Origin of the sequence: Bradyrhizobium sp. 63_E2_N1_3, from assembly GCF_052076005.1 — a bacterium.
GTDB classification, from domain to species: Bacteria; Pseudomonadota; Alphaproteobacteria; order Rhizobiales; family Xanthobacteraceae; genus Bradyrhizobium; species Bradyrhizobium barranii.
The window spans coordinates 6,148,441-6,172,637 of sequence record NZ_CP197235.1 but is presented as its reverse complement, the minus strand read 5'-3'; the positions used below and the strand labels follow the sequence as shown (position 1 = coordinate 6,172,637).

At 64.2% G+C, this 24,197-nt stretch carries 20 protein-coding genes; 14 read left to right on the top strand and 6 right to left on the bottom strand.

The features are described 5' to 3' along the window. The first annotated feature begins 103 nt into the window (after positions 1 to 103). The 9 genes from AB7531_RS29695 to cydB all read left to right on the top strand — a co-directional run bounded on the left by AB7531_RS29695 (position 104) and on the right by cydB (position 8,666). Complete coding sequence (locus AB7531_RS29695) at positions 104 to 703, top strand: HdeD family acid-resistance protein (protein WP_063984294.1); 600 nt, start codon at positions 104 to 106, stop codon at positions 701 to 703. A 3-nt stretch (positions 704 to 706) separates the two neighbouring features. Then, positions 707 to 1,543, top strand: coding sequence for a formate dehydrogenase accessory sulfurtransferase FdhD (fdhD, locus tag AB7531_RS29690; RefSeq protein WP_063984293.1), 837 nt, complete (start codon positions 707 to 709; stop codon positions 1,541 to 1,543). 18 nt (positions 1,544 to 1,561) lie between these two features. Continuing rightward, the gene (locus tag AB7531_RS29685; protein ID WP_063984292.1) at positions 1,562 to 2,227 is read left to right on the top strand and encodes a YoaK family protein; all 666 of its coding nucleotides are present in this window, start codon (positions 1,562 to 1,564) and stop codon (positions 2,225 to 2,227) included. Positions 2,228 to 2,391: 164 nt separating this feature from the next. After that, positions 2,392 to 3,828, top strand: coding sequence for a class II fumarate hydratase (fumC, locus tag AB7531_RS29680; protein ID WP_231144513.1), 1,437 nt, complete (start codon positions 2,392 to 2,394; stop codon positions 3,826 to 3,828). Between the two features lie 13 nt (positions 3,829 to 3,841). After that, entirely contained in the window at positions 3,842 to 4,267 is a 426-nt protein-coding gene (locus AB7531_RS29675; RefSeq protein WP_063984290.1) for a hypothetical protein, read from the top strand. Further along, entirely contained in the window at positions 4,264 to 4,668 is a 405-nt protein-coding gene (locus AB7531_RS29670) for a hypothetical protein (protein ID WP_441280206.1), read from the top strand. The genes AB7531_RS29675 and AB7531_RS29670 overlap by 4 nt, the downstream gene beginning before the upstream one ends. Positions 4,669 to 4,710: 42 nt before the next feature. Further along, positions 4,711 to 6,249 carry a malate dehydrogenase (quinone) gene (mqo, locus tag AB7531_RS29665; protein WP_063984288.1) on the top strand — a complete coding sequence of 513 codons (1,539 nt, stop codon included), beginning with the start codon at positions 4,711 to 4,713 and terminating at the stop codon, positions 6,247 to 6,249. 18 nt (positions 6,250 to 6,267) lie between these two features. After that, positions 6,268 to 7,677 carry a cytochrome ubiquinol oxidase subunit I gene (locus tag AB7531_RS29660; protein WP_063984287.1) on the top strand — a complete coding sequence of 470 codons (1,410 nt, stop codon included), beginning with the start codon at positions 6,268 to 6,270 and terminating at the stop codon, positions 7,675 to 7,677. 2 nt (positions 7,678 to 7,679) lie between these two features. Further along, on the top strand, positions 7,680 to 8,666 hold the full coding sequence (cydB, locus tag AB7531_RS29655; RefSeq protein WP_063984286.1) for a cytochrome d ubiquinol oxidase subunit II: 987 nt from the start codon (positions 7,680 to 7,682) through the stop codon (positions 8,664 to 8,666). Positions 8,667 to 8,761: 95 nt separating this feature from the next. Here cydB and AB7531_RS29650 read toward each other — a convergent pair whose 3' ends face one another. After that, positions 8,762 to 10,009 (bottom strand): oxalate decarboxylase family bicupin, encoded by a 1,248-nt coding sequence (locus tag AB7531_RS29650; protein WP_063984285.1) that lies wholly within the window; start codon positions 10,007 to 10,009, stop codon positions 8,762 to 8,764. Between the two features lie 240 nt (positions 10,010 to 10,249). On the opposite strand from AB7531_RS29650, the gene AB7531_RS29645 reads away from it, so the two are divergent. Continuing rightward, entirely contained in the window at positions 10,250 to 12,541 is a 2,292-nt protein-coding gene (locus AB7531_RS29645; RefSeq protein WP_063984284.1) for an FdhF/YdeP family oxidoreductase, read from the top strand. 11 nt (positions 12,542 to 12,552) lie between these two features. Here the strand turns inward: AB7531_RS29645 and AB7531_RS29640 are convergent, their stop codons facing one another. The 4 genes from AB7531_RS29640 to AB7531_RS29625 all read right to left on the bottom strand — a co-directional run bounded on the left by AB7531_RS29640 (position 12,553) and on the right by AB7531_RS29625 (position 19,386). After that, positions 12,553 to 14,325: a PAS domain-containing sensor histidine kinase gene (locus tag AB7531_RS29640; protein WP_245328457.1), complete on the bottom strand. Its 1,773-nt coding sequence runs from the start codon at positions 14,323 to 14,325 to the stop codon at positions 12,553 to 12,555. Positions 14,326 to 14,670: 345 nt separating this feature from the next. Beyond that, positions 14,671 to 15,087 carry a thioesterase family protein gene (locus tag AB7531_RS29635; RefSeq protein WP_063984283.1) on the bottom strand — a complete coding sequence of 139 codons (417 nt, stop codon included), beginning with the start codon at positions 15,085 to 15,087 and terminating at the stop codon, positions 14,671 to 14,673. Continuing rightward, complete coding sequence (locus AB7531_RS29630; RefSeq protein WP_063984282.1) at positions 15,074 to 18,217, bottom strand: efflux RND transporter permease subunit; 3,144 nt, start codon at positions 18,215 to 18,217, stop codon at positions 15,074 to 15,076. Before AB7531_RS29630 ends, AB7531_RS29635 begins: the two co-directional genes overlap by 14 nt. Further along, positions 18,214 to 19,386 carry an efflux RND transporter periplasmic adaptor subunit gene (locus tag AB7531_RS29625; RefSeq protein WP_063984281.1) on the bottom strand — a complete coding sequence of 391 codons (1,173 nt, stop codon included), beginning with the start codon at positions 19,384 to 19,386 and terminating at the stop codon, positions 18,214 to 18,216. Before AB7531_RS29625 ends, AB7531_RS29630 begins: the two co-directional genes overlap by 4 nt. Positions 19,387 to 19,409: 23 nt before the next feature. On the opposite strand from AB7531_RS29625, the gene AB7531_RS29620 reads away from it, so the two are divergent. After that, positions 19,410 to 19,814 (top strand): hypothetical protein, encoded by a 405-nt coding sequence (locus AB7531_RS29620; protein WP_063984280.1) that lies wholly within the window; start codon positions 19,410 to 19,412, stop codon positions 19,812 to 19,814. 333 nt (positions 19,815 to 20,147) lie between these two features. On the opposite strand, the gene AB7531_RS29615 is transcribed toward AB7531_RS29620, so the two are convergent. Beyond that, the gene (locus AB7531_RS29615; RefSeq protein ID WP_063984279.1) at positions 20,148 to 20,489 is read right to left on the bottom strand and encodes a hypothetical protein; all 342 of its coding nucleotides are present in this window, start codon (positions 20,487 to 20,489) and stop codon (positions 20,148 to 20,150) included. A gap of 305 nt (positions 20,490 to 20,794) precedes the next feature. Between AB7531_RS29615 and AB7531_RS29610 the strand changes: the two genes are divergently transcribed. The 3 genes from AB7531_RS29610 to mdcA all read left to right on the top strand — a co-directional run bounded on the left by AB7531_RS29610 (position 20,795) and on the right by mdcA (position 24,190). Further along, complete coding sequence (locus tag AB7531_RS29610) at positions 20,795 to 21,580, top strand: alpha/beta hydrolase (protein WP_063984278.1); 786 nt, start codon at positions 20,795 to 20,797, stop codon at positions 21,578 to 21,580. A 94-nt stretch (positions 21,581 to 21,674) separates the two neighbouring features. Continuing rightward, positions 21,675 to 22,547, top strand: a complete 873-nt coding sequence (locus AB7531_RS29605) for an MBL fold metallo-hydrolase (protein WP_063984277.1) — start codon at positions 21,675 to 21,677, stop codon at positions 22,545 to 22,547. Next, the gene (mdcA, locus tag AB7531_RS29600; RefSeq protein WP_063984276.1) at positions 22,544 to 24,190 is read left to right on the top strand and encodes a malonate decarboxylase subunit alpha; all 1,647 of its coding nucleotides are present in this window, start codon (positions 22,544 to 22,546) and stop codon (positions 24,188 to 24,190) included. The genes AB7531_RS29605 and mdcA overlap by 4 nt, the downstream gene beginning before the upstream one ends. The last annotated feature ends 7 nt before the right edge of the window (positions 24,191 to 24,197 follow it).

Below are 24,197 nucleotides of genomic sequence, written 5' to 3'. Positions count from 1 at the left end.
ATCAAATAATATCGCTGCGTCCTCGAAAGATGACTTGGGACAGATCTCGATACGCTTGCCCTATTCATGATCTGCGGATCGTCGTGCGAACAAGGGTCAAGCCATGACGGACATGTCGAACTCGAAGGCCTCGCTCGGATGGGCGATCCACGCCATCACCGGAAAATGGGGCTGGTTCGTTGCGCTGGGTGTCGGCGAACTGATCCTCGGCGGTGTTGCATCTGCCAATCTTATGGCGGCGAACCTCGCGTCCGTACTGGTCATCGGCGCCACCATGGCGGTCGCCGGCATTTTCCAGATCGTGCAAGCGTTTTCAGTGCGCGGCTTGCGGGGATTCCTGCTTTGGCTACTGGCCGGGATCGTCTATGCGGCCGCCGGGGCCATCATACTCTACGATCCGATCCTCGCTTCGTTCACGCTGTCTCTCGCAGTGTGCGCCTTCCTGGTCGTAGCCGGGGTGATAAGGATCTGGGCCGGGTTCCATATCCGGCCGGCCGCGGGCTGGCGTTGGATCGTGGCTGCGGGCGTCCTGACCTTCTGCGTCGGTGTCATGCTGGTTGCGGCTTGGCCCGCCATCGGTTTGTGGCTGCTTGGTGTGATGCTGGTCGTCGACCTGATCTTCCAGGGATGGGGATTCATCGCATTCGGGGTCGCGCTCAAGAGCCGCGCGTCCCGCCATTCGTCCCAGCCGGCGACGGTATGAGTCATGGCGAAAGGCTCGACATTCACCCGGCATTGGGAGATTGCCTGGCGCGGCGGTCAGACGAGGTCGACCTCGCGGCTGGTTGCCGAGGAGACCGCGATTGCGCTCACCTATAACGGCTCGACCCAGGCGGTGATGATGGGCACGCCGGGAGATCTGGAGGATTTCGGTATCGGCTTCAGCCTCACCGAGGCCATCGTCGAACGTGCGAGCGAGATCAGCAGCATCGAGCTGATCCCGAACGATCTCGGCGTCGAGGTTCGGATGTGGCTCGATGGTGACCGCGCGGCATCCCTGGCTGCACGGCGCCGAACCATCAGCGGCCCCGTTGGCTGCGGGCTATGCGGCATCGAGAGCCTCGAACAGGCTCGCCGCGCGCCGGCGCGGGTGAAGGGCCGGGGCATCGTTTTTCACGCGCGCGACTTGCTGGGCGCCATGCAGGCCCTTTCTCCGCACCAAATCCTCAATCAGCAAACGCGGGCCGTCCACGCGGCGGCCTTCTGGCATCCGCGGGCCGGCATCGGCCTGGTCAGAGAGGACGTCGGCCGGCACAATGCGCTCGACAAGCTCGCCGGCGCGATCGTACGCGAGGGGAGATCGGCGTGCGATGGCGCGGTACTGCTGACCAGCCGCGTTTCGGTCGAGATGGTGCAGAAAGCGGCGATGCTCGGCGCACCGGTCATCGTGGCCGTATCCGCACCCACCGCACTCGCGATCAAGACCGCGGATGAAGCGGGGATCACGCTGCTCGCGATCGCTCGCGATGACGGATACGGCGTATTCACGCACCCGCGTCGCGTTCTGCTGCCGGATGAGGCCGCAACGCACGCCGGCTGCTGACCTCGCGGGCCGACGCACATGGCGATGCAAGCCGTATCTCCGGAACCGGTCGCCGAGACCGGAAGCGTCGTCCATGCTCCGGAGCGATCGGTTCTCGTGGCGTCTCTTCTGAGCATGACGGGCGGCTTTCTCGACGCCTTTACGTGGCTCTCGCTCGGCGGCGTGTTTGCAAGCTCGCAAACCGGCAATGTTATCTTCCTCGGCATCGACGCCATGTCCGGGCAATGGCGGCAGGCAACCCATCATCTTCTTCCGCTTGCCGCCTTTCTGCTCGGCGCATCGCTGGCAATCCGCCTCAAGTCGCCGCTGCTCTGCCTCGCCGGAGAGATCGTCTGCCTGGTAGCGGTGATGCTGTTGTATCATCGGATTCCGGACATGATCACGATCCTCGGAATCTCCTTCGGCGCCGCGCTGCAGTCGGCCAGCTTCAGGCAGGTCGAACGCTGGAAATATCTCACCGTCACCGTCACCGGCAATATGCTCCGTGCCATCGATCAATCAGTTGCGTCCGATCGCGATGCGGCGCGCGGCACCGCAGTCATGCTTCTGGTCTGCCTGATGTTCCTGTCGGGGGCCGCCATCGGGGCCTGCGTGACGAAATGGCTGCACGCCTGGAGCCTTGTCCTGCCGATCGCATCGTCGGTGTGCGTTCTTTGGCTCTGCCGGCCGCAACTGCGAAGCTGAACCGTCGATCCAAGTCTCGTGATTTCGCTCGTTGACGGTGCGGAGCGCGCACCATGCCATTCGGCAAAAGGACGTTCATTCAAGGAAGCGTGCGCGTCATGCGGTGCGTACACTTTCCAACAGCGCCGAGATGGCCTTTCGACGTCAACTGCCAAGAGGCACGGATGAACGACCTTCGCAAAGAGACGGACAGCCTGGGTGAAGTGGACGTTGCCGCGGACAAGCTCTGGGGGGCGCAGACGCAGCGTTCGCTCGAGCATTTCAGCATCGGCAAGGACCTGATGCCGCGCGAAATGATCCAGTCCTACGCGATCCTGAAGAAGGCGGCCGCGAACGCCAATTGCGCCGGCGGCCGTCTCGACGGCAAGGTCCACAAGCTGATCGCGCATGTCTGCGACGAGATCCTCTCCGGCCAACATCAGGACATGTTTCCGCTTCACGTCTGGATGACCGGCAGCGGAACGCAATTCAACATGAACGTGAACGAGGTGATCTCGAACCGATGCTGCCAGCTCGCGGGCACGCCGCTCGGGAGCAAGCATCCGGTTCACCCGAACGATCACGTCAATATGTCGCAATCCTCGAACGACAGCTTTCCCTCGGCCATGTACATCGCGGCCGCGATGAACGTGACCGAGCGGCTCGTTCCGGCGGTCGAGGCGTTGCACGACGCAATCGCGGCAAAATCGAGCCAGTGGGACGACGTCGTCAAGATCGGCAGAACCCACATGCAGGACGCGACCCCCCTGACGCTCGGGCAGGAATGGTCCGGCTATGCCGGCATGCTCGCCGACGATCTGGCCCGCATCGACGACGCGCTCAAGGGCGTCTTCCGGCTCGCCCTGGGCGGCACGGCCGTCGGCACCGGCATCAATGCCGCGCCGGGCTTCGCCGAGGCCGTCGCCGCGGAAATCGCGCGGCTGACGGGGCTGCCCTTCGTCAGCGCACCGAACAAGTTTGCCGTCCAGGGTGCGCATGACGCGCTGGTGCAGCTATCCGGCACGCTCCGCACGCTCGCGGGGTCGCTCTACAAGATCGCGAACGACATCCGTCTGATGTCCTGCGGCCCGCGCGCGGGCTTTGCCGAATTGCTGATCCCCGAGAACGAGCCGGGTTCGTCGATCATGCCGGGCAAGGTCAACCCGACGCAGGCCGAAGCGCTGACGATGATCGCCGTGCAGGTGATGGCGAACGACGTCGCCGTCGGGTTCGGCGGAGCCGGCGGCTATCTGGAAATGAATGTCTACAAGCCGCTGATCATCCACAACATCGCGCAGTCCGTCACCATCCTGACCGATGGTTGCACCAATTTCCGCACCTTCCTCGTCGAGGGCACCGAGCCGAACCACAGGAAGATCAAGGAGTATGTCGAGAGATCGCTGATGCTCGTGACGGCGCTGGCGCCCGTAATCGGCTACGACAAGGCGTCGCGGATCGCGCACTATGCGATGGACAACGATCTCACGCTGAAGTCGGCGGCGCTCAAGCTCGGTTTCGTGACCGAGCCGGAGTTCGACCGCATCGTGGATCCCGCCAAGATGGTCAAGCCCTATGTGGCCGAGATCAAGGTGCCGCTCGCAATCGGCGCGAAGGCCGGCTGAAGGGGCGGCGGCAATGATCCGGTGCGTCAGACTCTGGACGGGTGCGGATGGCAAGTCGCACTTCGAGGATGGCGTCGTCGAGCTCGCGCGCGGGGCGAGGGGCGATGCGCTCAGCGCAAAGCTTCGGATCGATGCCGCTTCGTTCCACGAAACGGATGCAGATCCGAAACTCGGCTGGCATCCCGACGCAGCGCGCCAGCTCGTCATGTCCCTGAGCGGGACGCTACGGTTCGAAACTGCGGATGGAAGCTTCACGCTGCGCCCGGGCGATGTCCTGTTCACGGAAGATACCGGTGGGACGGGCCACAATTGGACCATGACGGACGAGGCGCCGTGGCGGCGCCTCTACACGGTTCTCGAGCCGGACGCCGAGGTGCCGTTCCGGTCCGAACGACGCCGCGCAGGCGGCGCAACCACAATGCAAGGAGAGACACGATGATCCGCTGTGTGCGCCTATGGACCGGAGAGGACAACAACTCGCATTTCGAGGAAGGCTTCCTCGAGCTGGAGCCGGGACAGCGCGGCGACTTCCTGACCGGAAAGATCGATGCCGCCAGCGTCTCCTTTCAGGAAAGGGAATCGGGCGGAGCTTTCGCCTGGCACACCGCGCCGATCCGGCAGCTGGTGATCACGCTCAGCGGATCGCTCGATTTCCAGACGCGTGACGGCCACCACTTCCTGCTCCACCCCGGCAACATCCTGCTGGCGGAGGACACCGCCGGCTCGGGGCATAGCTGGAAATTGACCGACGATTCATCCTGGCGCCGTGCCTACGTGATCCTGCGCCCGGGAGCGGACGTGCCGTTCCGCGCCAAGGTGCGGCAATCGGTGCGGGCCTGATCGAGCCATCCAAAGCAGCAACACCCGACGAAGGAAATAGCCATGTCAGCAGCTTCCGACCGCGAAACTGATGTCGTCCTCATTGGCGCCGGCATCATGAGCGCGACCCTCGGCGTCTTTCTCAAGGAGCTCGAGCCCTCTCTGTCGATCCAGATGTGCGAGATTCTCGGGGATTGCGCGCAGGAAAGCTCCGACTCCTGGAACAATGCCGGTACCGGCCACGCGGCGAACTGCGAGATGAACTATACGCCGCAGCGGCCCGACGGCAGCATCGACATCTCCAAGGCGCTCCAGGTCAATGTCGAGTTCGATCTGTCCCGGCAGTTCTGGTCCTACCTGATCGGGCGCGGAGAGATCGCGGATCCGCAAGCGTTCATCCATCCGGTCCCGCATATGAGCTTCGTGCACGGCGCGGAGAACGTCGAATTTCTCGGAAAGCGGTTCAAGGCGATGTCGGCCCATCATTGCTATGAGGGGATGGAGCATACCGAGGATCCCAGGCAGATTGCCGAATGGGCGCCGCTGGTGATGGACGGACGGACTGGCGACGAGCCGGTTGCCGCAACACGGATCATCACCGGCACCGACGTCGACTACGGCTCGTTGACGCATCTGCTGGTCAAGCATCTGGTCAACCAGCCGGGCTGCGCCGTCCACTACAACAGCTGTGTCACCGGTCTTGACCGGGAGCAGGGCGGCCGGTGGCGCGTCGAAGTGCGCGACACCGCGAGCGGCGAGACGCGATCGGTGCGCGCAAAGTTCGTCTTCATCGGTGCCGGCGGCGGCGCGCTGCCGTTGCTGGAGAAATCCGGTATCCCGGAGGGGCGCGGCTATGGTGGTTTCCCGGTCAGCGGGATCTGGCTGCGCTGCGATGATCCCGAGATCAACAAGCGTCACCATGCCAAGGTCTACGGCAAGGCCGCGGTCGGCTCCCCGCCGATGTCGGTGCCGCATCTCGATACACGGGTGATCGGCGGCCAGCACTCGTTGCTGTTCGGTCCCTATGCCGGCTTCTCGAGCAAATTCCTCAAACACGGCTCGCTGCTCGATCTCTTCGAGTCCATTCGTCCCGCCAACGTCAAGCCGCTGCTTTCGGTGGCGCGCGACAATTTCGATCTCACCGAATACCTGGTCGGGCAGGTGCTGCAATCCGAGGGACACCGGCTCGCGGCGCTCGACGAATATTTCCCGAAGGCCGACCCGAAGGACTGGAGGCTGCAGGTTGCGGGCCAGCGGGTCCAGATCATCAAGCCCAATGTCAAGCGTGGTGGGTTGCTCGAGTTCGGGACCGAGCTCGTCGGCGCGGACGATCATTCGCTGGTGGCCCTGCTCGGTGCTTCACCGGGGGCGTCCACTGCCGCGTTCATCGCCATCAGCGTGCTCGAGAAGTGCTTCGCCGGCGAGCTGACGGCAAGCGCCTGGCTGCCCAAGCTGAAGCAGATCATCCCGTCCTATGGCGTGTCGCTGATCGACGATGCGGATTTCTGTCGCCAGATTCGTGCAGCGACCGCCGCGGTCCTCAAGGTCGACAACATTCCGCAGCCGGCCGCACGCGCGCCGGCGGCCGCGAAACGGGCGTGAACCAACGGAGAATGTTCGATGGACCCGACGGCGCTCCTTCTGTCGCGGCTGCAATTCGCTTTCACCATCTCGTTCCACATCATCTTCCCGGCGTTCACGATCGGGCTTGCCGCCTGGCTCACCGTGCTCGAAGCGATGCACCAGTACAGTGGCAAGCCCGTCTACCGGACCCTGTTCGCGTTCTGGCTGAAGATCTTCGGCGTGGCGTTCGGCATGGGCGTCGTATCGGGCGTGGTGATGGCGTTCCAGTTCGGAACGAACTGGAGCGTGCTCTCGAAGATGTCGGGCCCGATCCAGGGGCCGCTGCTCTCCTACGAGACGTTCACCGCCTTCATGCTGGAGGCGGCCTTCTTCGGCATCCTCATCTTCGGTCGCCCCCGGGTGCCGCCGTGGTTCTACCTGTTCTCGACGGCGATGGTCGCGCTCGGGACGACGCTTTCGGCGTTCTGGATCATGGTCAACAACAGCTGGATGCAGGTGCCGACCGGCTACGTCCTGCAGAACGACCAGTTCGTGCCTGATGACTGGACGCAGATCATCTTCAATCGCGTGGTCTGGGTCCGGTTTCCGCATATGTTGCTCGCGTCCTACCTGACTGGCGCGTTCTGCGTGGCGGCAACCGGCGCGTGGTATTTGCTGCGGCGGACCTATCGCCCCGAGGCTCATGTCATGCTGCGGATGGGCCTCGCACTTGCGGCGGTGCTGCTGCCGGTCCAGCTCTTCATCGGGCATCTCGTCGGCGACTATGTCCACGATTACCAGCCGGCCAAGTTCGCCGCGATCGAGGCGCGCTGGCATGACGAGCAACCGGCCTCCGAGGTGCTGATCGCGATCCCGGATTCGAGCACCGAATCGAACAAGTACGCGATATCGATTCCCGTGCTCGGGAGCATCATCGGCAGCATGAGCCTGACGTCGAAAGAGGTCGGCCTCACCAGCTTCGCGCCGCAGGACCGGCCGCCGGTGCTGATCCCGTTCTTTGCCTTCCGCATCATGGTCGGCTGCGGCTTCGTGATGCTCGGGCTGGCCTGGCTCGGGACCTGGCTCGGCCTCAAGCATCGGCTCGATCGGAACCGCCTCTTGCTGTGGGGCATCTTCCTCAGCTTCCCGCTGCCGTGGGTCGCGATCCTCACCGGCTGGTACACCGCGGAAGTGGGGCGCCAGCCATGGACGGTCTATGGCGTGTTGCGGACTGCGGACGCCGTGACGCCGTTCCTGACCGCGTCGGCTGCGATGACCTCTTTGATCCTGTTCGTCGCGGTCTACGCCTTCATCTTCTCGTTCGGGACGTATTACATCTATCGGCTGCTGCGCGCCGGCCCGGCGGGACTCGGCGGCAGGCCGCTCCACGTTCCCGTGCCCAATCGGCCGATGTCGCTCGCCGATCAGGTGCCGGCCGCGCGCAGCTATCTCGGGGCGGGAGAATAGCCATGGTGATGTACTGGGTTGCCCTTCTTGCCATCAGCATCCTGATCTATCTCCTCCTCGACGGCTTCGATCTTGGCGTCGGCATGCTGTTCAGCGTGGCCGGCGGCGAGTCGCAGCGGGATGCCATGCTGAGCACTGTCGCTCCGGTCTGGGACGGCAATGAAACCTGGCTGATCGTCACGGGCGTGATCATGTGGGGCTCGTTTCCCGTGGTCTACGCCATGGTGATGTCGGCCTTCTATATCCCTGTTCTCGTGATGCTGCTCGGATTGATCCTGCGCGGCGTAGCGTTCGAGTTTCGCGGCAAGGCGCTCAGTTCGCGCTGGGTCTGGGACGTCAGCTTCGTCGTGGGCTCGTTTGCCGCCAGCTTCATGCAGGGCGCGATGGTCGGCGCTCTCGTCGAAGGACTCCAGTTCTCCAACGGCGATTATACCGGCGGAACGCTCGGCTGGCTGACCGCCTTTTCCGCGCTGTGCGGGATCGGGCTCTGCTTCGGCTATTCGCTGCTCGGCGCCTGCTGGCTGGTGCGGAAGTGCGACGGTCCCGTTCGGGATACCGCACGGCGCCAGATCCCGCCGCTGGCGATCGGCGTCCTGGTCTTCCTGGTCGTCGTCTTTGCGTATGCGCTTGTCGAACATCTTCCGATTCTACTACGCTGGACCGACCGGCCCTATCTGTTCGTGTTTCCCGTGATCGGTGCCGGTGCGGCCGCGATGCTGGCCAAGAGCATCCTGCGCCATGACGACTATTGGCCGTTCCATATGGTCGCCCTGATCTTCGTCGCGGCCTTCGCCACGCTCGCCCTGTCGTTCTGGCCCTACATGATTCCGTTCGTCGTCACGATCGACGAGGCCGCGGCGCCTCATGCAAGTCTCGCATTCATGTTCTGGGGCGCCGGCCTGTTCGTATTCCCGCTGATGCTGCTCTATGTGGCGATCGGCTATCGCGTCTTCCGCGGCAAGTCGGCCCCTGCTGCCGATCACTACTGACGGCTGCACGCGCGAAGTTGCCGTGAGCTGTCACGGATAAAAAGAAAGGCGCCGGTTTCGGCGCCTTTCTCGTTCAGAACTGTTGCGAGGCTGGTTCAGGATTTGGGCATGACGCCGGGGCTGTTGTCCGGCCATTGGGCGATCAGCTTCTCATCGATGTTGAAGTGCTGGGCGACCAGCTTGGGTGGCGTGTGCGTCAGCCAGTAGGAGAGCGACACCTCCTCGTAGCGAGGGGCTCGAAACACGCCGACGAACTGCAGCTCGGTGTCGCCGACGTTCTCGACATAGTGGCCGAGATTGCGCCGGACATAGCCGATGTCGCCGGCCCCGAAGTCCGTCGTCAGCGCATTGGGGCCGGTGTCGAACACCGTCATCCGCGCCTTGCCCTTGATATAGTACTGCCACTCGTCGGCATTCGGATGCCAGTGCATCTCCCTGACAGCCCCCGGCGGCATCGACACCAGCGCCGCAGCGACGGTGGTGGCAACCTTGAAGGTGGTGCTGTCGGCGACGCGGATGCTGCCGGCGGAGCTCTCCTTGACCGGGGCCGAGCCGCCGAGCGAGTGGACGAAGGGGTAGGGAGGCGCTTCGGCGTGCTTTGCAACGGCTGCGCGATCGGCGGCGAGATCGCCGGGCACGGTCCCCTGGAAGATCCAGCGGTTGTGCAGCGGGATCTTTGCGAACGCGTCGGCCGGAACACCGAAGTTCTTCGCCAGCACCTCGGGCGGCGTGTGGGCGAACCAGTCGGTCACCAGGAGCGTGTTGAATTCATTGGCGTGGCCGTCGTCGAAACAGATCACGAACTCGCAACCATCGGGGCCCAAGCCCTGCAGCGAATGCGGCGCGCCCGGCGGAAAATACCAGAGGTCGCCGACTTTGAGGTCGCCGACATAGGGGCGCCCCTGCGTGTCGAGCACGGTGACGCGGCAGGAGCCGTAGGTCAGGATCGCCCATTCGGCAGCCTGGTGCCAATGCAGCTCGCGGATTCCGCCGGCAGCCAGCCGCATATTGACGCCGGAGATCTCCTTCGAGATGGCGAAATCCTCGACCGTGACCTGACGGGCCCAGCCGCCATTCTGGATGCGCCTCGGCGCATTGTTGAACGAGGCCCAATCCATCGGCAGGCCGCCGACGTCCGTCGGGGGCGGGGTTTGGGCTGAGGGGAAGTGCTTGGCAAGGTCTGGATCTTGAGGACCGGGATCGGACAGGCTTCCCGGGCTCTTGGCGTTCACGGCGCCTTGCGGCGGCTCGTCCGGATTGCCGAAAGTTGCGGCCTGCGCGCTGGAGCCGACCATCGCGGCGCCTGCCGCGGACATGGCCAGCAAATCACGTCTTGAGAACATCTTGGGTCGCTCCTGAAAAATGTCGAAAGCCCTCCGTAGCGACGGGGCTCCAACTGACAAACCTAGTTTCCGGTCGCCGTTTCAGCTTCCGTGAACGCGCTCTTTTTGCCGGAATGCACTGGCTGCTGCGGCCGGCTCCGAACATGTGCAATTGCGAAATTCGGCTTCGTTTTGAAAAGACGGCTCTGCCCGCACGATCCTTAACTGGCCCGGAGAATTGCCATATCGCGAGATATCGAGATGACAACGAAATCGGTTCGTCCCTACCGTGAACCCGCCGGCGGCTGGGGCGCACTCAAGGCGCTCAGCGAGGCGCTTCTGGTGCAGCGGGCGCCGCTGAAGGGCGCAGCCACGCTCAGCAGGATGAATCAGCCGGAGGGTTTTGATTGCCCCGGCTGCGCCTGGCCCGATCCGAAGCACACCTCGTCATTCGAATTCTGCGAGAACGGCGGCAAGGCGGTCGCCTGGGAGACGACATCGAAGCGCTGCACGCCCGAATTCTTTGCCGAGCATACCGTCACGGAGCTCGCGAGCTGGAACGATTACGATCTCGAAATGGTCGGTCGGCTCGCCCATCCGATGGCCTATGACGCCGCATCCGACCGCTATCTCCCGGTGCAGTGGGGCGATGCGTTCGCCATGATCGGCCGCGAGCTGAATGCGCTGCCGGATCCGAACATGGCGGAGTTCTATACGTCCGGGCGAACCTCGAACGAAGCCGCCTTCCTCTATCAGCTGTTCGTGCGCGAGTACGGCACCAACAACTTTCCCGACTGCTCGAACATGTGCCACGAGGCGACCAGCGTCGGCCTGCCGGAATCGCTCGGCGTCGGCAAGGGCACCGTGCTGCTGGAGGATTTCGACAAGGCCGATTGCATCTTCATCTTCGGCCAGAATCCAGGCACCAACAGCCCGCGCATGATGACCAGCCTGCGCAACGCGGCCCGCCGAGGGGCCTCGATCATCTCGTTCAATCCGTTCCGCGAGCGGGCGCTGGAGCGCTTCCAGGCGCCGCAGAGCCCGGTTGAGATGATCACGCTGTCGTCGACGACGATCAGCTCGAAGCTTTTCCAGGTGCGTGTCGGTGGCGACGTCGCCGTCCTCAAGGGGATCATGAAGCTCCTCGTCGAAGCGGACGAGGCTGCCCGTGCGGCCGAGCAGCCCGAGATCCTGGACTGGGATTTCATTCGCGGGCACACCGCCGGCATCGAAGCGCTGATCGGCGATCTCAAGCGAACGCAATGGCCCGACATCGAACGCCAGTCCGGCCTAACGCGCGAGGACCTGGAATATGCCGCCGGCGCCTATATGAAGGCGGAGCGCGCCATCCTTGTCTACGGCATGGGCATTACCCAGCACCAGCGTGGTGCGCACAACGTGCAGCAGATCGCCAACCTTGCGCTCTTGCGCGGCAATGTAGGACGCGACGGCGCCGGCGTTTGTCCGGTTCGCGGTCATTCCAACGTGCAGGGCGACCGAACCGTGGGGATCACGGAGATCCCCAAGGCGGATTTTCTCGAGCGCCTCGAGCACCGCTTCGGCTTCAAACCGCCGAGCGCGCCGGGACACAACGTCGTGACGGCGTTGGAGGCGATGATCCGCGGTGAGGTGAAGGTCTTTTTCGCGATGGGCGGCAACTTTGCCGCGGCCATACCCGACTGGCAGGCGACGCAGGCCGCGCTGCGCAAACTCGATCTGACCGTCCACGTCTCCACCAAGCTCAACCGCAGCCATCTGATCCATGGCCGCGCCGCCCTGATCCTGCCGTGCCTCGGGCGAACCGAGATCGACATTCAGGAATCGGGGCCGCAGTCGATCACGGTCGAGGATTCGATGTCGATGGTCCACGCCTCGGGCGGTCGCAACAAGCCGGCATCGGAGCATCTTCTCAGCGAGGTCGCGATCATCGCAGGCCTCGCCAAGGCGACGCTCGGCGAGCGCACGGTGGTCGATTGGGACGGCTTTGTGGGCGACTACGATCGCATCCGGGATGCGATCGAGGCCGTCTTCCCTATCTTCGAGAGCTACAATGCCCGTATCCGCATTCCCGGCGGCTTCCATCTGACCTCGACCGCGCGGGAGCGCATCTGGGCAACGCCGTCCGGCAAGGCCAATTTCCTGGTGTTTGACGGCTGCGGCGAGGACCCACCGCAGGCCGATCCGGATTTCCTGTGGCTCAGCACGATACGCAGCCACGACCAGTACAACACGACGCTCTACTCGCTGTCGGACCGCTATCGCGGCGTCTTCGGCCAGCGCGACGTGGTCTTCCTCAACGAATATGAACTGAAGAAGCGCGGGCTCGCGGACGGCGATCGCGTCGACCTGATCACGGAGTCGACCGACGGCGCCGAGCGTATCGTGCGCAACTTCCGCGTGGTTGCGTATTCGTTTCCGACCGGCTGCTGTGCCGCGTACTATCCGGAGACCAATCCGCTGGTGCCGCTCTATGCCCGTGATCCCCTCAGCTTCACGCCGTCATTCAAGGGCATCCCGATCCGCCTGGTGCGCTCTACCGCCCCGGCGCAATAGAGCAGGCGGGGTCAGGCGTCGGCGTCCCGACCGGATGGCGGCGATGACGCCGGCGTCGCGATCGGCAGCGTAAACCAGAACCGGGCGCCGCGATCGGCGCCAAGGCCTTCGGCGCCAAGGCCTTCGGCGTCGATGCGGCCGCCATGCGCTTCGACGATGGACCTGCAGATCGGCAGTCCCATGCCCATGCCGGACTCCTTGGTCGTGAAAAAGCTTTCGAACAGCCGGCCGGCATGTTCGGCGGAGATGCCGGGACCGTTGTCCTCCACGGAGCAGCACAGGGTCGTCGCGTCCTGCGCGGCGGTGGTGATGACGATCCTGCCATGGTCGCGTCCCGCCTGCGTCATCGCCTGCACGGCGTTGATGGCCAGATTGACGATCACCTGCTGGAGCTGGGTGCGGTCGCCGAGCACGAGTGCAGATTCCGCGTCGGGCCGGTGCAGGATCGTTACGCCGCGGGATTCCATCTCGTGGCGCAGGAACAGAAGCGCCTCGCGAATGACATCGTCAAGCGACAGAACGGCGCGCTCCGGCGCCTTGCGCGAAGCCATCCCATGAACACGCGCCACGATGTCCGCGGCCCGCCTCGTATCCGTGGCCATATTTTCGATTGTACTGCGGACCTCGGCCATATCGGGAATCGGCCTGTTCAGCCAGCGCAGACCGGCAGCGGCGTTGGTCGCGATGGCGGCCAAAGGCTGGTTGACTTCGTGCGCGATGGAGGCGGTGAGCTCGCCGAGCATCGAGACGCGTGCCGCATGCGCGAACTCCGCCTGCACCTGCCGAAGCCTCTCCTGGGCGCGGACGCGTTGCGAGATGTCGATCGTGGCGACCAGGCTTATTTCGAGATCATTGATTGGGCCGACGCGGGCCGTTGTGAACAGAACGTCGACGACGCGGCCGTCCCAGGTCACCATCTTGGTCTCTTCCTCGAAGTTCGTTTCACCGCGAAAGCGGGACTCCATGGCCCGCCGAAACGTATCCGGGCGTGCCTTCCAGGTGTCGGACATGGAACGCCCGACATAGCCGTCGACGCCTCCTCCGAACATCTGGATGGCTCGTTCGTTGGCTTCCTGAAACGAGAGCGCGTCCATGCAGGTCCGGAGAAAGTCGGGATGGCTGTCGAAATGGCTGCCGAGGTCCTTGATGCCCTCGGCTCGCAGTTTTCGGAACAGCACCACCAATCTGCTGGCGTCGAGCTGACGGAGGGCGATCGGCATGCGACCGAACAGGTGGCGGTACCGCTGCTCGCTCCGCTCCAGCTCGGTGTGGTCCTTCTTCTGGGCCGTGATATCCATGACCGCGCCGATGAACCGAAATTGTCCGCGATCTTCCGACATTCCACGGGCGACCACGCGAATGTGCCTGATCGAGCCATCGCTCAGGATCAGCCGATGCTCCAGGGAAAAGTCGTTCCTGTCGTTCGCGGCGCGATCGAGCGCCTCGCGTACGGCATTGAGATCGTCGGGATGCGTACGCTTCAGGATAGTGTCGAGCGACGGCGGTAAGGTTGGCTCGAGATCGAAGATCCTGAACGTCTCTTCGGACCAGAACAGCTCGCCGCTGGCGACGTTCCAGCCAAAGCTGCCGGTGTGGCTGAGCTTCTGGGCCTCGGCGAGATGGGCGACCTGACGCCGCCGCAAGACGTCCTCTCGCTCGAGCCGGTGCTGCCGCCTGACCAAGCCGGCGATCGCAAGCAACGACAACACGACAATGACGACCAGCAGGGCGAGGGCGCTAGTGGTGAGGTCGATCCCGAGCAGGAAGCAAGCGAATGACAACACGCCGAGCGCAACGCCTCCCAGGACCCAAAGGACGGGATGAGCGTAGCGCGAATGGTCGGGCCACGATGCGCGACAGTCCGTCCTCGTGTGGCGGGCCGTCGCGGGTTCCTTGCCTTCGTGAGCGAGTCCGGGCTGGGCCAGCAGATTGAAGAGGTCCAAGAGATACTCGCCGGGCATGAGACCAATTCCCGAGCCCGGATGTCCGGACGCGGGATGCAAGCCATGTACCGCACCGTGAAAAACCGGTCTTTTGCGTTTTCGCGGACCCTTTGTCAAAACGCACGGCGTCACCATGCGAGCCTGCGCGCAGATCCGGGATGTTGCCGCGGGAAGGATTCCGCAACGTTAAGCCAACGCCGCGGTGGGCCTCGTCACCCCGAAACGCCTCTCGAACTCGGCGACATCGACAACGCCGCGCCGATGGGTCCCGTCGCCGATCTTGCGGCCGCCGTCCCAGGCCTCGACTTCGAACAGGACGCTCCTGGCTTCGACGGCGACGACCCGTGCGACCGCGCGCACGGTGCGGCCTACCGGCGTCGCCGCCAGATGACGGACGTCGACCATCATCCCGACGCTGACATAGCCAGTCGGCAGGGACGGCTGGATCGCCCATCCCGCCGCCATCTCCATGTGCAGGATCATCATCGGCGTGCCGTAGACTTCAGGCATTCCCGGGACCACGTGGCCGACCGTCATCTCCGCCGTGACGGTCACCAGCTTTTCCGCCGTCATGCCGACGCTCACCTGATCAAGCGGACTCATGGCCCAATCCGGCATCTGCTTCACTCGTGGAGGGGGCGGGTGTCTCGACCGCATGTGGCTTGCGGTTGGTGAACCAATTGCCGAGCCGGTCGAGATAGAGATAGACCACGGGCGTGGTATAGAGCGTCAGGATCTGCGAGAGCATCAAGCCGCCGACGATCGTGTAGCCGAGCGGCTGGCGCAGTTCGGCGCCGGTGCCGTTGCCGAGCATCAGAGGCACACCGCCGAGCAGCGCGGCCATGGTCGTCATCAGGATCGGACGAAAGCGGAGCGTGCAGGCCTGGTAGATCGCTTCCTCAGGGCTCAGCCCTTGATTGCGCTCCACCTCCAGGGCGAAGTCGACCAGCATGATGCCATTCTTCTTGACGATGCCGATCAGCAGGATGATGCCGATGATGGCGATGACGCTGAGATCCATGTGGACTGCCAGCAGCAGCAGCAGCGCGCCGATGCCGGCTGAAGGCAGCGTCGACAGGATCGTGATCGGATGGATCAGGCTCTCATAGAGGACGCCGAGGATGATGTAGATCACGATCAGCGCCGCCCCGATCAGCAACGGCGTGCCGGACAGGGACGACTGGAAGGCTTGCGCGTTGCCCTGGAACGAGGTCGACAGCGAGGCGGGCTTGCCGGTGTCCTTCTCGATCTTCTGGATCGCCGTCACCGCATCGCCCAGCGCTACGCCCGGTCGCAGGTTGAACGAGATCGTCACCGAGGGAAACAGGCCCTGGTGATTGATCAGAATCGGCGCCGGCATGATGACGCTGTGGACCAGCGTGCTCAGAGGGACCTGTTGGCCGGTGGCCGAGTTCAGGTAGATATCCTTGAGCGCGTCAGGCCCATACTGGAAGGCTGGATCGACCTCCATGACCACGTGGTATTGGTTCAGCGAGGTGAACATGGTGGAGACGATGCGCTGACCGAAGGCGTCGTCGAGGGTGTTGTCGATCGTCGTGGGCAGGATGCCGAAGCTCGAGGCGACTTCGCGATTGACGGTGACCTGCAGCCTCGGGCCGGCATTGGCCTGGTCGCTCGCGACGTCGGCGACGACGTCGAGCGCGCGGATCTTCTCCAGGAAGATCGCCGACCAGTGGTTGAGTTCGTTGGAATCGGCGTCCGTCAGCGTGTACTGATACTGCGTCTTCGACAGGCGCGCGCCGATCGTGATGTCCTGGGCCGACTGCATGTAAAGCTTGATGCCCTGGATATGGGCGAGCTGGGGTTCCAGCCGCGCGATCACCTGGTCGGCGCTGGCCTTGCGTTCGGGCTTCGGCTTCAGGACGATGAAGATGCGCCCCTGGTTGAGGGTCGCGGTCGGGCCGCCCGGACCGATATAGCTCGCCACCGACTGGATCGCCGGATCCTTTGACAGGATGTCGACGACCGCCTGCTGGCGTTCGGACATGGCGGGGAAGGAGATGTCCTGGGCAGCCTCGGTGATGCCGACGATCTGTCCGGTATCCTGTTGCGGGAAGAAGCCTTTCGGGATGATCACGTAGAGATAGCCGGTCAGCGCGATGGTCGAGAGCATCACGAGCAGCGTCACGAAGCGATGGCGCAGCACGACGCGCAGGCCGCGCGCGTACAGCGCAAGCAGGCCATCGAAGCCGCGCTCGAACAGGAGATAGAGCCGGCCATGCTTCCTGCGCGATTCGTCCTTCAGGAGGCGCGCGCACATCATCGGCGTCAAGGTGAGCGAGATCACCAGCGACAGCAGCAGCGATGCGGTGATCGTGACGGCGAACTCCTGGAACAGCTTTCCGACGTAGCCGCCCATCAGGAACAGCGGGATGAACACCGCGATCAGCGACAGGGTGATGGAGACGATCGTGAAGCCGATTTCGCTGGAGCCTTTGAGCGCAGCCTCCATGGGCGTCATGCCCTGCTCGAGATGGCGCACGATGTTCTCGATGACCACCACGGCGTCGTCGACCACGAATCCCACCGCGATCGACAGCGCCATCAGCGAGAGGTTGTCGAGACTGTAGCCGAGTACGTAGAGGACCGCGAAGGTGCCGATCAGCGCCAGCGGAACCGTGATCGCCGGGATGATGGTGGCCCAGAAATTCCTCAGGAATAGGAATATGACCATCACCACCAAGGCAACGGTCAACAGCAGCGTGAATTGCACATCGGTAACCGCGGCGCGAATCGTGGCGGTGCGGTCGGCGGCGATCGTCACCTTGATCGCCGGCGGAACGGAGGCCTGCAGCTGCGGCAGCAGTTTCTTGATGCGATCGACGGTTTCGATGACGTTGGCGCCGGGGACGCGCTGGACGGCGAGGATGACGGCGGGGTCCTTGCCGTACCAGCCGGCCAGCAGATCGTTTTCGGGCCCCTCGATCGCCGAGCCGATGTCGCGCAGCCGCACCGGCGAGCCGTTGCGATAGGCGATGATGAGGGCTTCATAGGCGGAGGGCTTCAGCAACTGGTCGTTGGTATTGAGCGTATAAGTGACGCGCGGGCTGTTGAGCGTGCCCTTGGGCAGGTCGACATTGGCGCCGGCGATCACGGTGCGGACGTCTTCGAGGCCGATGCCGCGGGCGGCGAGCGCCTGCGGATTGACGCGGATGCGGATGGCGGGCTTCTGCTGGCCGCCGATCCCGACGAGGCCCACGCCCGGCACCTGGGAAATCTTGGGCAGCAGGATGTTTTCCGCGTAGGCATCGACCGTGGTCTGCGGCATCGACTCTGACGTCAGCGCGATCAGCATGATCGGCGTTTCCGCCGGATTCACCTTCCTGATCGTCGGCGGGTAGGGGATGTTCTGCGGCAGGTACGGGCTCGCGGCATTGATCGCGGAGAGCACGTCGACCGCCGCGCTGTCCACCGTGCGCGACAGCTCGAACTGAACCGTGAGCTGGGCGACGCCGAGTGCGCTGGACGAGGTGAGCTGCGTGACGCCGGGGATCTGGCTGAGCTGCTGTTCGAGTGGCGTCGCGACCGACGAGGCGATGGTTCCGGGGTCGGCGCCGGGCAGTTGCGCCGAGATCTGGATCGTCGGGTAGTTGACGTTCGGCAGCGCGCCGACCGGCAACAGGGGGTAGGCCGCGAGGCCGCACAGCAGCAGGCCCGCCATCAGCAGAGCGGTTGCAATCGGCCGCAGGATGAAGGGCGCGGACAAGTTCATGGGAGCGCGTCCTGCACGGAGCTTTGCAGGTCGGCTTCGCGCGCGGCCTTGCCGTGCAGTTCCCGAACCTGGCTTCCTTCCGTCAGCCGATACTGACCGTCGACGACGACGGTATCGCCTGATTTCAGTCCCTGGTCGATCAGGGCCTGCCCCTCGCTGATCTGCGCGACGTGAACAGGACGCAAGGAAGCGGTCTGGTTGGGAGCGACGACATAGACATAGGTGCCGTTCGGGCCCTGCTGGACTGCGGAGCCGGCGACCGTCAGCGCATCCTTCTGAATCTTCAGCAGCAGCCGGGCATTCACCAGCTGTCCCGGCCACAGCCGGTGCTCGTGATTGGCGAATGTGGCCTTGAGCTGGACGGTGCCGGTCGTCCCTGCGATCTCGTTGTTGACGAGCAGCAGCGTGCCTTCGCCGAGCTTCATCTTGTTGTCCTGGCTGTAGGCGATGACCTTCAACTGGCCTTTTGCTTCGTGTTCCTGGATCACGGGCAGATCCGTCTGCGGAAGGGTGAACAGCAGCGAAATCGGCTCGATCTGGGTGACGACGACGAGACCGTTCGGGTCGGTCGGATGAATCACGTTGCCGACATCGATCTGGCGGACGCCGGTGATGCCGGGAATGGCCGATGTCAGGCGCGTGTAGCTGAGTTGGACGTTGGCCTCGTCGATCTGCGCCTGGTCCGCTTTCACGGCGGCCTTGAGTTGGGCCACCTGCGCGGTCTGCGTCTCGATCAGCTGCGGGGTCGCATAACCCTTGTCACCGAGTTTACTGTAGCGGGAGAGATTGGCTTCGGCATTGGTGAGTTGGGCCTGATCTCGGTCGCGATTGGCCGTCAATTGCTCGATCTGGGCCTCGTAGGGACGCGGGTCGATCTGGGCGAGCAGATCTCCGGCCTTGACGGTCTGTCCCTCAGTGAAGGCGATCTTGACGATCTGTCCCTGAATCTGGCTGCGCACGACATCGGTGTTGTAGGCGATCACGGTGCCGATGCCGCGCAGATAGATCGGAACGTCCTTGCCGGTGACGGCGGCGGTGACCACCGGTACGGCCGCGGGCACTGGCGCGGCGGCGACGACCGGCTTCCGGTCCGCGGCGAAGAACCAGAGGCCGGCTCCGACGAGAATCGCGGCGAGAGCGACAAGCGCGATGGCGAGATTTCGTTTCATGAGATCGTCCTGGATGTCAGGGATTGCTTGAGCCGCTGATCGAAGTCGTGCTGTCGGTTGCGGCAGGGCCTTGCACCGGAACGGACGGACTGATTCCGGCGCCGCCGAGCTCGGTGGCTCCGAGCGGTATCCCGACGCGTCCGACCGTCGATGCTGAAGGCAGCGGAGGCGCCGCCGTGATGCTGCCGTTGCACGTGACGGATGAGCCCCCGGACAGTCCGCCGCCGTCGAACAAGGCTCCGGACGAGGCGGTATTGCCGGATCCGGCACAACCCGCCGTGCTTTGCGCCGGATTGAGCGGCGAAATGCCGGGTGTTGCGATCTCGGTCGATCCCAGCGGAACGCCGACGGGCCGCGTGGATTGCGGGTTGAGCGGCGACGTCGCCAGCATGCCGGTGGAAGGCTGCATTCCCGGCATGGTCGTTTGAGCGGACGTCGCAGCCGGGACGAGCCACAGCATGCCGGCCGTGAGTGCCACGGCGGGCTGTATCAGGGTGAACCGGTGCGATCCGGATCTTCCCGAGCCGACGTCGTTCGATGGGTGCTGCTCTCGCATGGAAAATGCTCCGGCTGAATGCTGTCGAGCACTAGAGAGGTGCGGAACGGCGGGGTATTTCCAGAACGCACGTCCCGCTACCCGGCAGCACGACGACAACGGGCATTCGACGCATCGTAAGTGGGCCGTCTTCGTTCGGCCGCGTCGCCGAGTTGCCTCGCCGATGACAGCGCCGCTGGCCGGCTTTGGCTTCGGCTCGCTTTCGCTATTTCAGAATGGCCCGCACATGCGCGAGTTCCCGGCTGCATGTGCCTGTGTCGCCGTTTTGTTCGGCGGTACGCGCGCGATCAAGCGAATCCAGCGCGTCCGTGAAAACCGCTCCGCGGCCGCCTTCGGCCTCTGCAATCGAGCGAGGCGTCGGTTGATGACTGCGCAGCGCGCTGAGGCTTTCCCGCTGCCAGCCGTGGGCGCCAGCGTCTTTTTCGATGGCCTGATCCAGCTGGATCTGGGTTTGCGCGATGTCATCCTTACAAGTGCCTGCACGCGCGGGCGAAGCTGCGCACAACAGGATGAGAAGCGCGATCTGGAGATTTGCCGTGGATGTCATGTGTCCGATCCCATGCATGGAGTTCAATCAGCATCAGATGCGACCTCTTGAATGACAAAGTCGATCGTTCGTCTTTCGCGTATGAACGCCGGCCGTTCACAGTAATGAGAGGTCTGTACGCCTGACATATGCGCTGCGCTTTGAAGTGCGCGCCCTAGCTAGGCAGTGTCCCGAAGATGCGCGAGGAGCCGCTGTCTCGATCGGCATGTCCCGACGTGCGAAGTGGCAAGGGCCGTTGTTTGCCGAAATACGCGGGCAAGCGTCGACACTACTGTCGCACCATTCCAACCCGGAGTGATCCCGACATGAAACACCTCAACGCTGGCCTCGCCTTCGCTGCCACTCTCTCCCTGTTCGCGACCGTCGCCCCGGCGCGCGCTGAACCCCCGAAGAACATCGTCCTGGTGCACGGCGCCTGGGTCGATGCGTCCGGCTGGAAGCCGGTCTACGAGATCCTGGTCAAGGAAGGCTTCCGCGTCAGCATGCTGCAGGAGCCCGAGACGTCGTTTGGCGATGATGTCACGGCGGCGAAGCGGCTGCTCGATCTCCAGAATGGCCCGACGCTTCTGGTCGGCCACAGCTATGGCGGCTCGATCATCACCGAGGCGGGTGTTCATCCCAACGTGGTCGGCCTGGTCTACGTCGCGGCGCATGCGCCCGACGTCGGAGAGGACGAAGCGGCGCTGGGCAAGAAGACGCCGAGCGTACTTGGAAAGACCGAAGGCGCCATCAAGGTCACGCCCGACAAATTCACCTATCTCGATCCTGTGCAATTCCCCAAGCTGTTCGCCCCCGATCTGCCGCGCGAGCAGGCGGAGTTCGAATCACGCTCCCAGGTTCTGGCCGCGACGCAGGTGTTCAGCACGCCGCTGACGGCGGCTGCGTGGAAGACCAAACCGAGCTGGGGCATCGTTGCCGGCAACGACCAGATCATCAATCCGGATCTCGAGCGCTGGTATTACGAGCGCGCCAAGAGCCACACCACCGTGATCCCGGGTGCAAGCCACTCGGTCTACGAGTCGCATCCGAAGGAAGTGGCGGAGATCATCACCCGTGCCGCTCGCAGCATCGATCAACCGGCCACCCGCTGACGCGTTTTGCCGGTCCTGACGCACGGCCGGCAGAAGGAAGGGCGGCGGGAGAGACAGCACTCCCGCCGGCCCGACTGCCCCTCCGGAGAATTCCATGAGCATGATCGAGACGACCGGCACGATCCTGGACTGGGACGTGACGACGGTGAAGCGGGCTGGACTGAGCCGCGATCTGCCCTCCGGCAATCCGGACCTGATGTGGGTCGCGAATTCGTCGACGCTGATCTACGGCGAGCGGGATGCCATCCTCGTCGACACGTTCCTGACCGCCGGGCAGTCGAAGACGTTGCTGGATTGGGTCGTGTCGCGGGAGCGAAATCTGACCGCGATCTACGTCACGCATGGCCACGGTGATCATTTCTTCGGCCTCGCGCCGCTGCTCGATCGCTTTCCGCGGGCAAGCGCCGTTGCCGTTCCCGAGGTTGTCGACGAGATGAAGACGCAGCTTTCGCCGGCATCGCTCGACGGTTTCTGGCGCAAGCGCTTTCCGGGCGAGATCGCACAGCGCTTGGTCGCTGCAGAGCCTCTCGAAGGCGAGCTCACGCTCGAGGGACACAAGCTCGTCGTCATCGACATGGGACCAACCGACACGGCGCGCTCCACCGCCCTTCATGTCCCGTCTCTCGATCTGATCGTCGCCGGCGACACCGTGTACAACGGCATTCATCCTTATCTCGATCTCGCCGAAACCGACACGCAGAGCCGGCTCGAATGGATCGCCGCGCTCGATCGGCTCGAAGCGTTGAAGCCGCGCTTCGTGGTGGCCGGACACAAGAAGCCGGAGAACGATGACGATCCGCGCAACATCGCGGAGACCCGGCAATATCTGCTCGATTTCAACCGCCTCGACCAGGCGACGATTTCTCCGCGCGAGCTCTACGAGGCGATGCTCGCGCTTCATCCCGACCGTGCCAATCCGGGATCGCTCTGCAGCGGAGCCAACGCCGCAAAGGGGCCAAGGTCATGACGAGCTGGCAGAACAACCGCGCCGCGCGCGATGCCCGCATTGCGGCCGGTGCCGGCCTGGCCCACGGCAAGGTCGTGGAAGCATCCGACGCAACGCGCCTGCTGGAGGCCGTGATCCGGCCGGGCGACCGGGTTTGCCTCGAAGGCGACAACCAGAAGCAGGCGGATCTCTTGAGCCGCGCGCTGCTGGCGGTCGATCTGTCCAAGGTCAACGATCTGCACATGGTGCAGTCGGGCGTCGTTCTGCCCGAACATCTGGACCTGTTCGACCGCGGGGTCGCGAAGCGGCTCGACTATGCCTATTCCGGGCCGCAATCGGCGCGCATCGCGCGCATGCTGTTCGGCGGCAAGATCGAGCTGGGAGCAATTCACACCTATCTCGAACTGTTCGCGCGCTACTTCATCGATCTCACCCCGCACGTCGCCCTGATCGCCGCCGTCAGCGCCGACCGTGACGGCAACCTCTACACCGGCCCGAACACCGAGGACACGCCCACCGTGGTGGAGGCAACGGCGTTCAAGGACGGCGTCGTGATCGCCCAGGTCAACGAGATCGTCGAGACGGTTCCGCGGGTCGATATCCCGGCGGACCGCGTCCATTTCGTCGTCAAGTCCGACAAGCCGTTCTTCGTCGAGCCACTATTCACGCGCGATCCCGCGGCGATCACCGAGGGGCAGATCCTGACCGCGATGCTCGCGATCAAGGGCATCTACGGGCCCTATGGCGTGCAGCGGATCAATCACGGGATCGGCTTCAGCACGGCCGCGATCGAGCTCCTGCTGCCGACGTTCGGCGAGAGGCTGGGCCTGAAGGGCAGGATCGCAACCCACTTCGCCTTGAATCCGCATCCCGCGCTCATTCCCGCGATCGAGTCCGGTTGGGTCCGGCAAATCCACTCGTTCGGCTCGGAGGTCGGGATGGACGAGTACATCCGGGCGCGATCCGACATCTATTTCACCGGTCCCGACGGCTCGCTGCGCTCCAACCGCGCCTTTTGTCAGACCGCCGGGCTCTATGCCTGCGACATGTTCATCGGCTCCACGCTGCAGATCGATCTCCAGGGAAATTCCTCGACCATCACCACCTCGCGCATCGCCGGGTTCGGCGGCGCGCCGAACATGGGCGCGGATGCACGCGGGCGCAGGCATCCGAGCGAGCCCTGGCTGAAGGCCGGAGCGGAGGCCGATCCGGACAGCCCGGCGCCGTTGCGCCGGGGCCGCAAGCTGGTGGTGCAGATTGGCGAGACCTTCGGCGACAAGAACGTCCCGTTGTTCGTCGACAAGCTCGATGCGATCGAGCTCGCCGAGAAGCTCAACCTCGAGCTCGCGCCGGTGATGATCTACGGCGACGACGTCACGCACATCGTTACCGAGGAGGGCGTGGCAAACCTCCTGTTGTGCCGTACGGCGCAAGAACGCGAGCAGGCGATCCGCGGCGTCGCCGGATACACCGATGTCGGTCGCGGGCGGGATCGCAGCATGGTCGCGCAGCTGCGCGAGCGCGGCGTGATCCGGCGGCCGGAAGATATCGGCATCAATCCGCTCGATGCGGATCGCAACATGCTGGCGGCGCGCTCGATCAAGGATCTCGTGCGCTGGTCGGGCGGGCTCTACGCGCCACCGTCGAAATTCAGGAACTGGTGAGGACAGG

Coding starts and splice junctions, on each gene's coding strand:
- AB7531_RS29695 (WP_063984294.1), top strand. CDS start 104: ATGACGGACATGTCGAACTCGAAGGCCTCGCTCGGATGGGCGATCCAC.
- fdhD (WP_063984293.1), top strand. CDS start 707: ATGGCGAAAGGCTCGACATTCACCCGGCATTGGGAGATTGCCTGGCGC.
- AB7531_RS29685 (WP_063984292.1), top strand. CDS start 1,562: ATGGCGATGCAAGCCGTATCTCCGGAACCGGTCGCCGAGACCGGAAGC.
- fumC (WP_231144513.1), top strand. CDS start 2,392: ATGAACGACCTTCGCAAAGAGACGGACAGCCTGGGTGAAGTGGACGTT.
- AB7531_RS29675 (WP_063984290.1), top strand. CDS start 3,842: ATGATCCGGTGCGTCAGACTCTGGACGGGTGCGGATGGCAAGTCGCAC.
- AB7531_RS29670 (WP_441280206.1), top strand. CDS start 4,264: ATGATCCGCTGTGTGCGCCTATGGACCGGAGAGGACAACAACTCGCAT.
- mqo (WP_063984288.1), top strand. CDS start 4,711: ATGTCAGCAGCTTCCGACCGCGAAACTGATGTCGTCCTCATTGGCGCC.
- AB7531_RS29660 (WP_063984287.1), top strand. CDS start 6,268: ATGGACCCGACGGCGCTCCTTCTGTCGCGGCTGCAATTCGCTTTCACC.
- cydB (WP_063984286.1), top strand. CDS start 7,680: ATGGTGATGTACTGGGTTGCCCTTCTTGCCATCAGCATCCTGATCTAT.
- AB7531_RS29650 (WP_063984285.1), bottom strand. CDS start 10,009: ATGTTCTCAAGACGTGATTTGCTGGCCATGTCCGCGGCAGGCGCCGCG.
- AB7531_RS29645 (WP_063984284.1), top strand. CDS start 10,250: ATGACAACGAAATCGGTTCGTCCCTACCGTGAACCCGCCGGCGGCTGG.
- AB7531_RS29635 (WP_063984283.1), bottom strand. CDS start 15,087: ATGAGTCCGCTTGATCAGGTGAGCGTCGGCATGACGGCGGAAAAGCTG.
- AB7531_RS29630 (WP_063984282.1), bottom strand. CDS start 18,217: ATGAACTTGTCCGCGCCCTTCATCCTGCGGCCGATTGCAACCGCTCTG.
- AB7531_RS29625 (WP_063984281.1), bottom strand. CDS start 19,386: ATGAAACGAAATCTCGCCATCGCGCTTGTCGCTCTCGCCGCGATTCTC.
- AB7531_RS29615 (WP_063984279.1), bottom strand. CDS start 20,489: ATGACATCCACGGCAAATCTCCAGATCGCGCTTCTCATCCTGTTGTGC.
- AB7531_RS29610 (WP_063984278.1), top strand. CDS start 20,795: ATGAAACACCTCAACGCTGGCCTCGCCTTCGCTGCCACTCTCTCCCTG.
- AB7531_RS29605 (WP_063984277.1), top strand. CDS start 21,675: ATGAGCATGATCGAGACGACCGGCACGATCCTGGACTGGGACGTGACG.
- mdcA (WP_063984276.1), top strand. CDS start 22,544: ATGACGAGCTGGCAGAACAACCGCGCCGCGCGCGATGCCCGCATTGCG.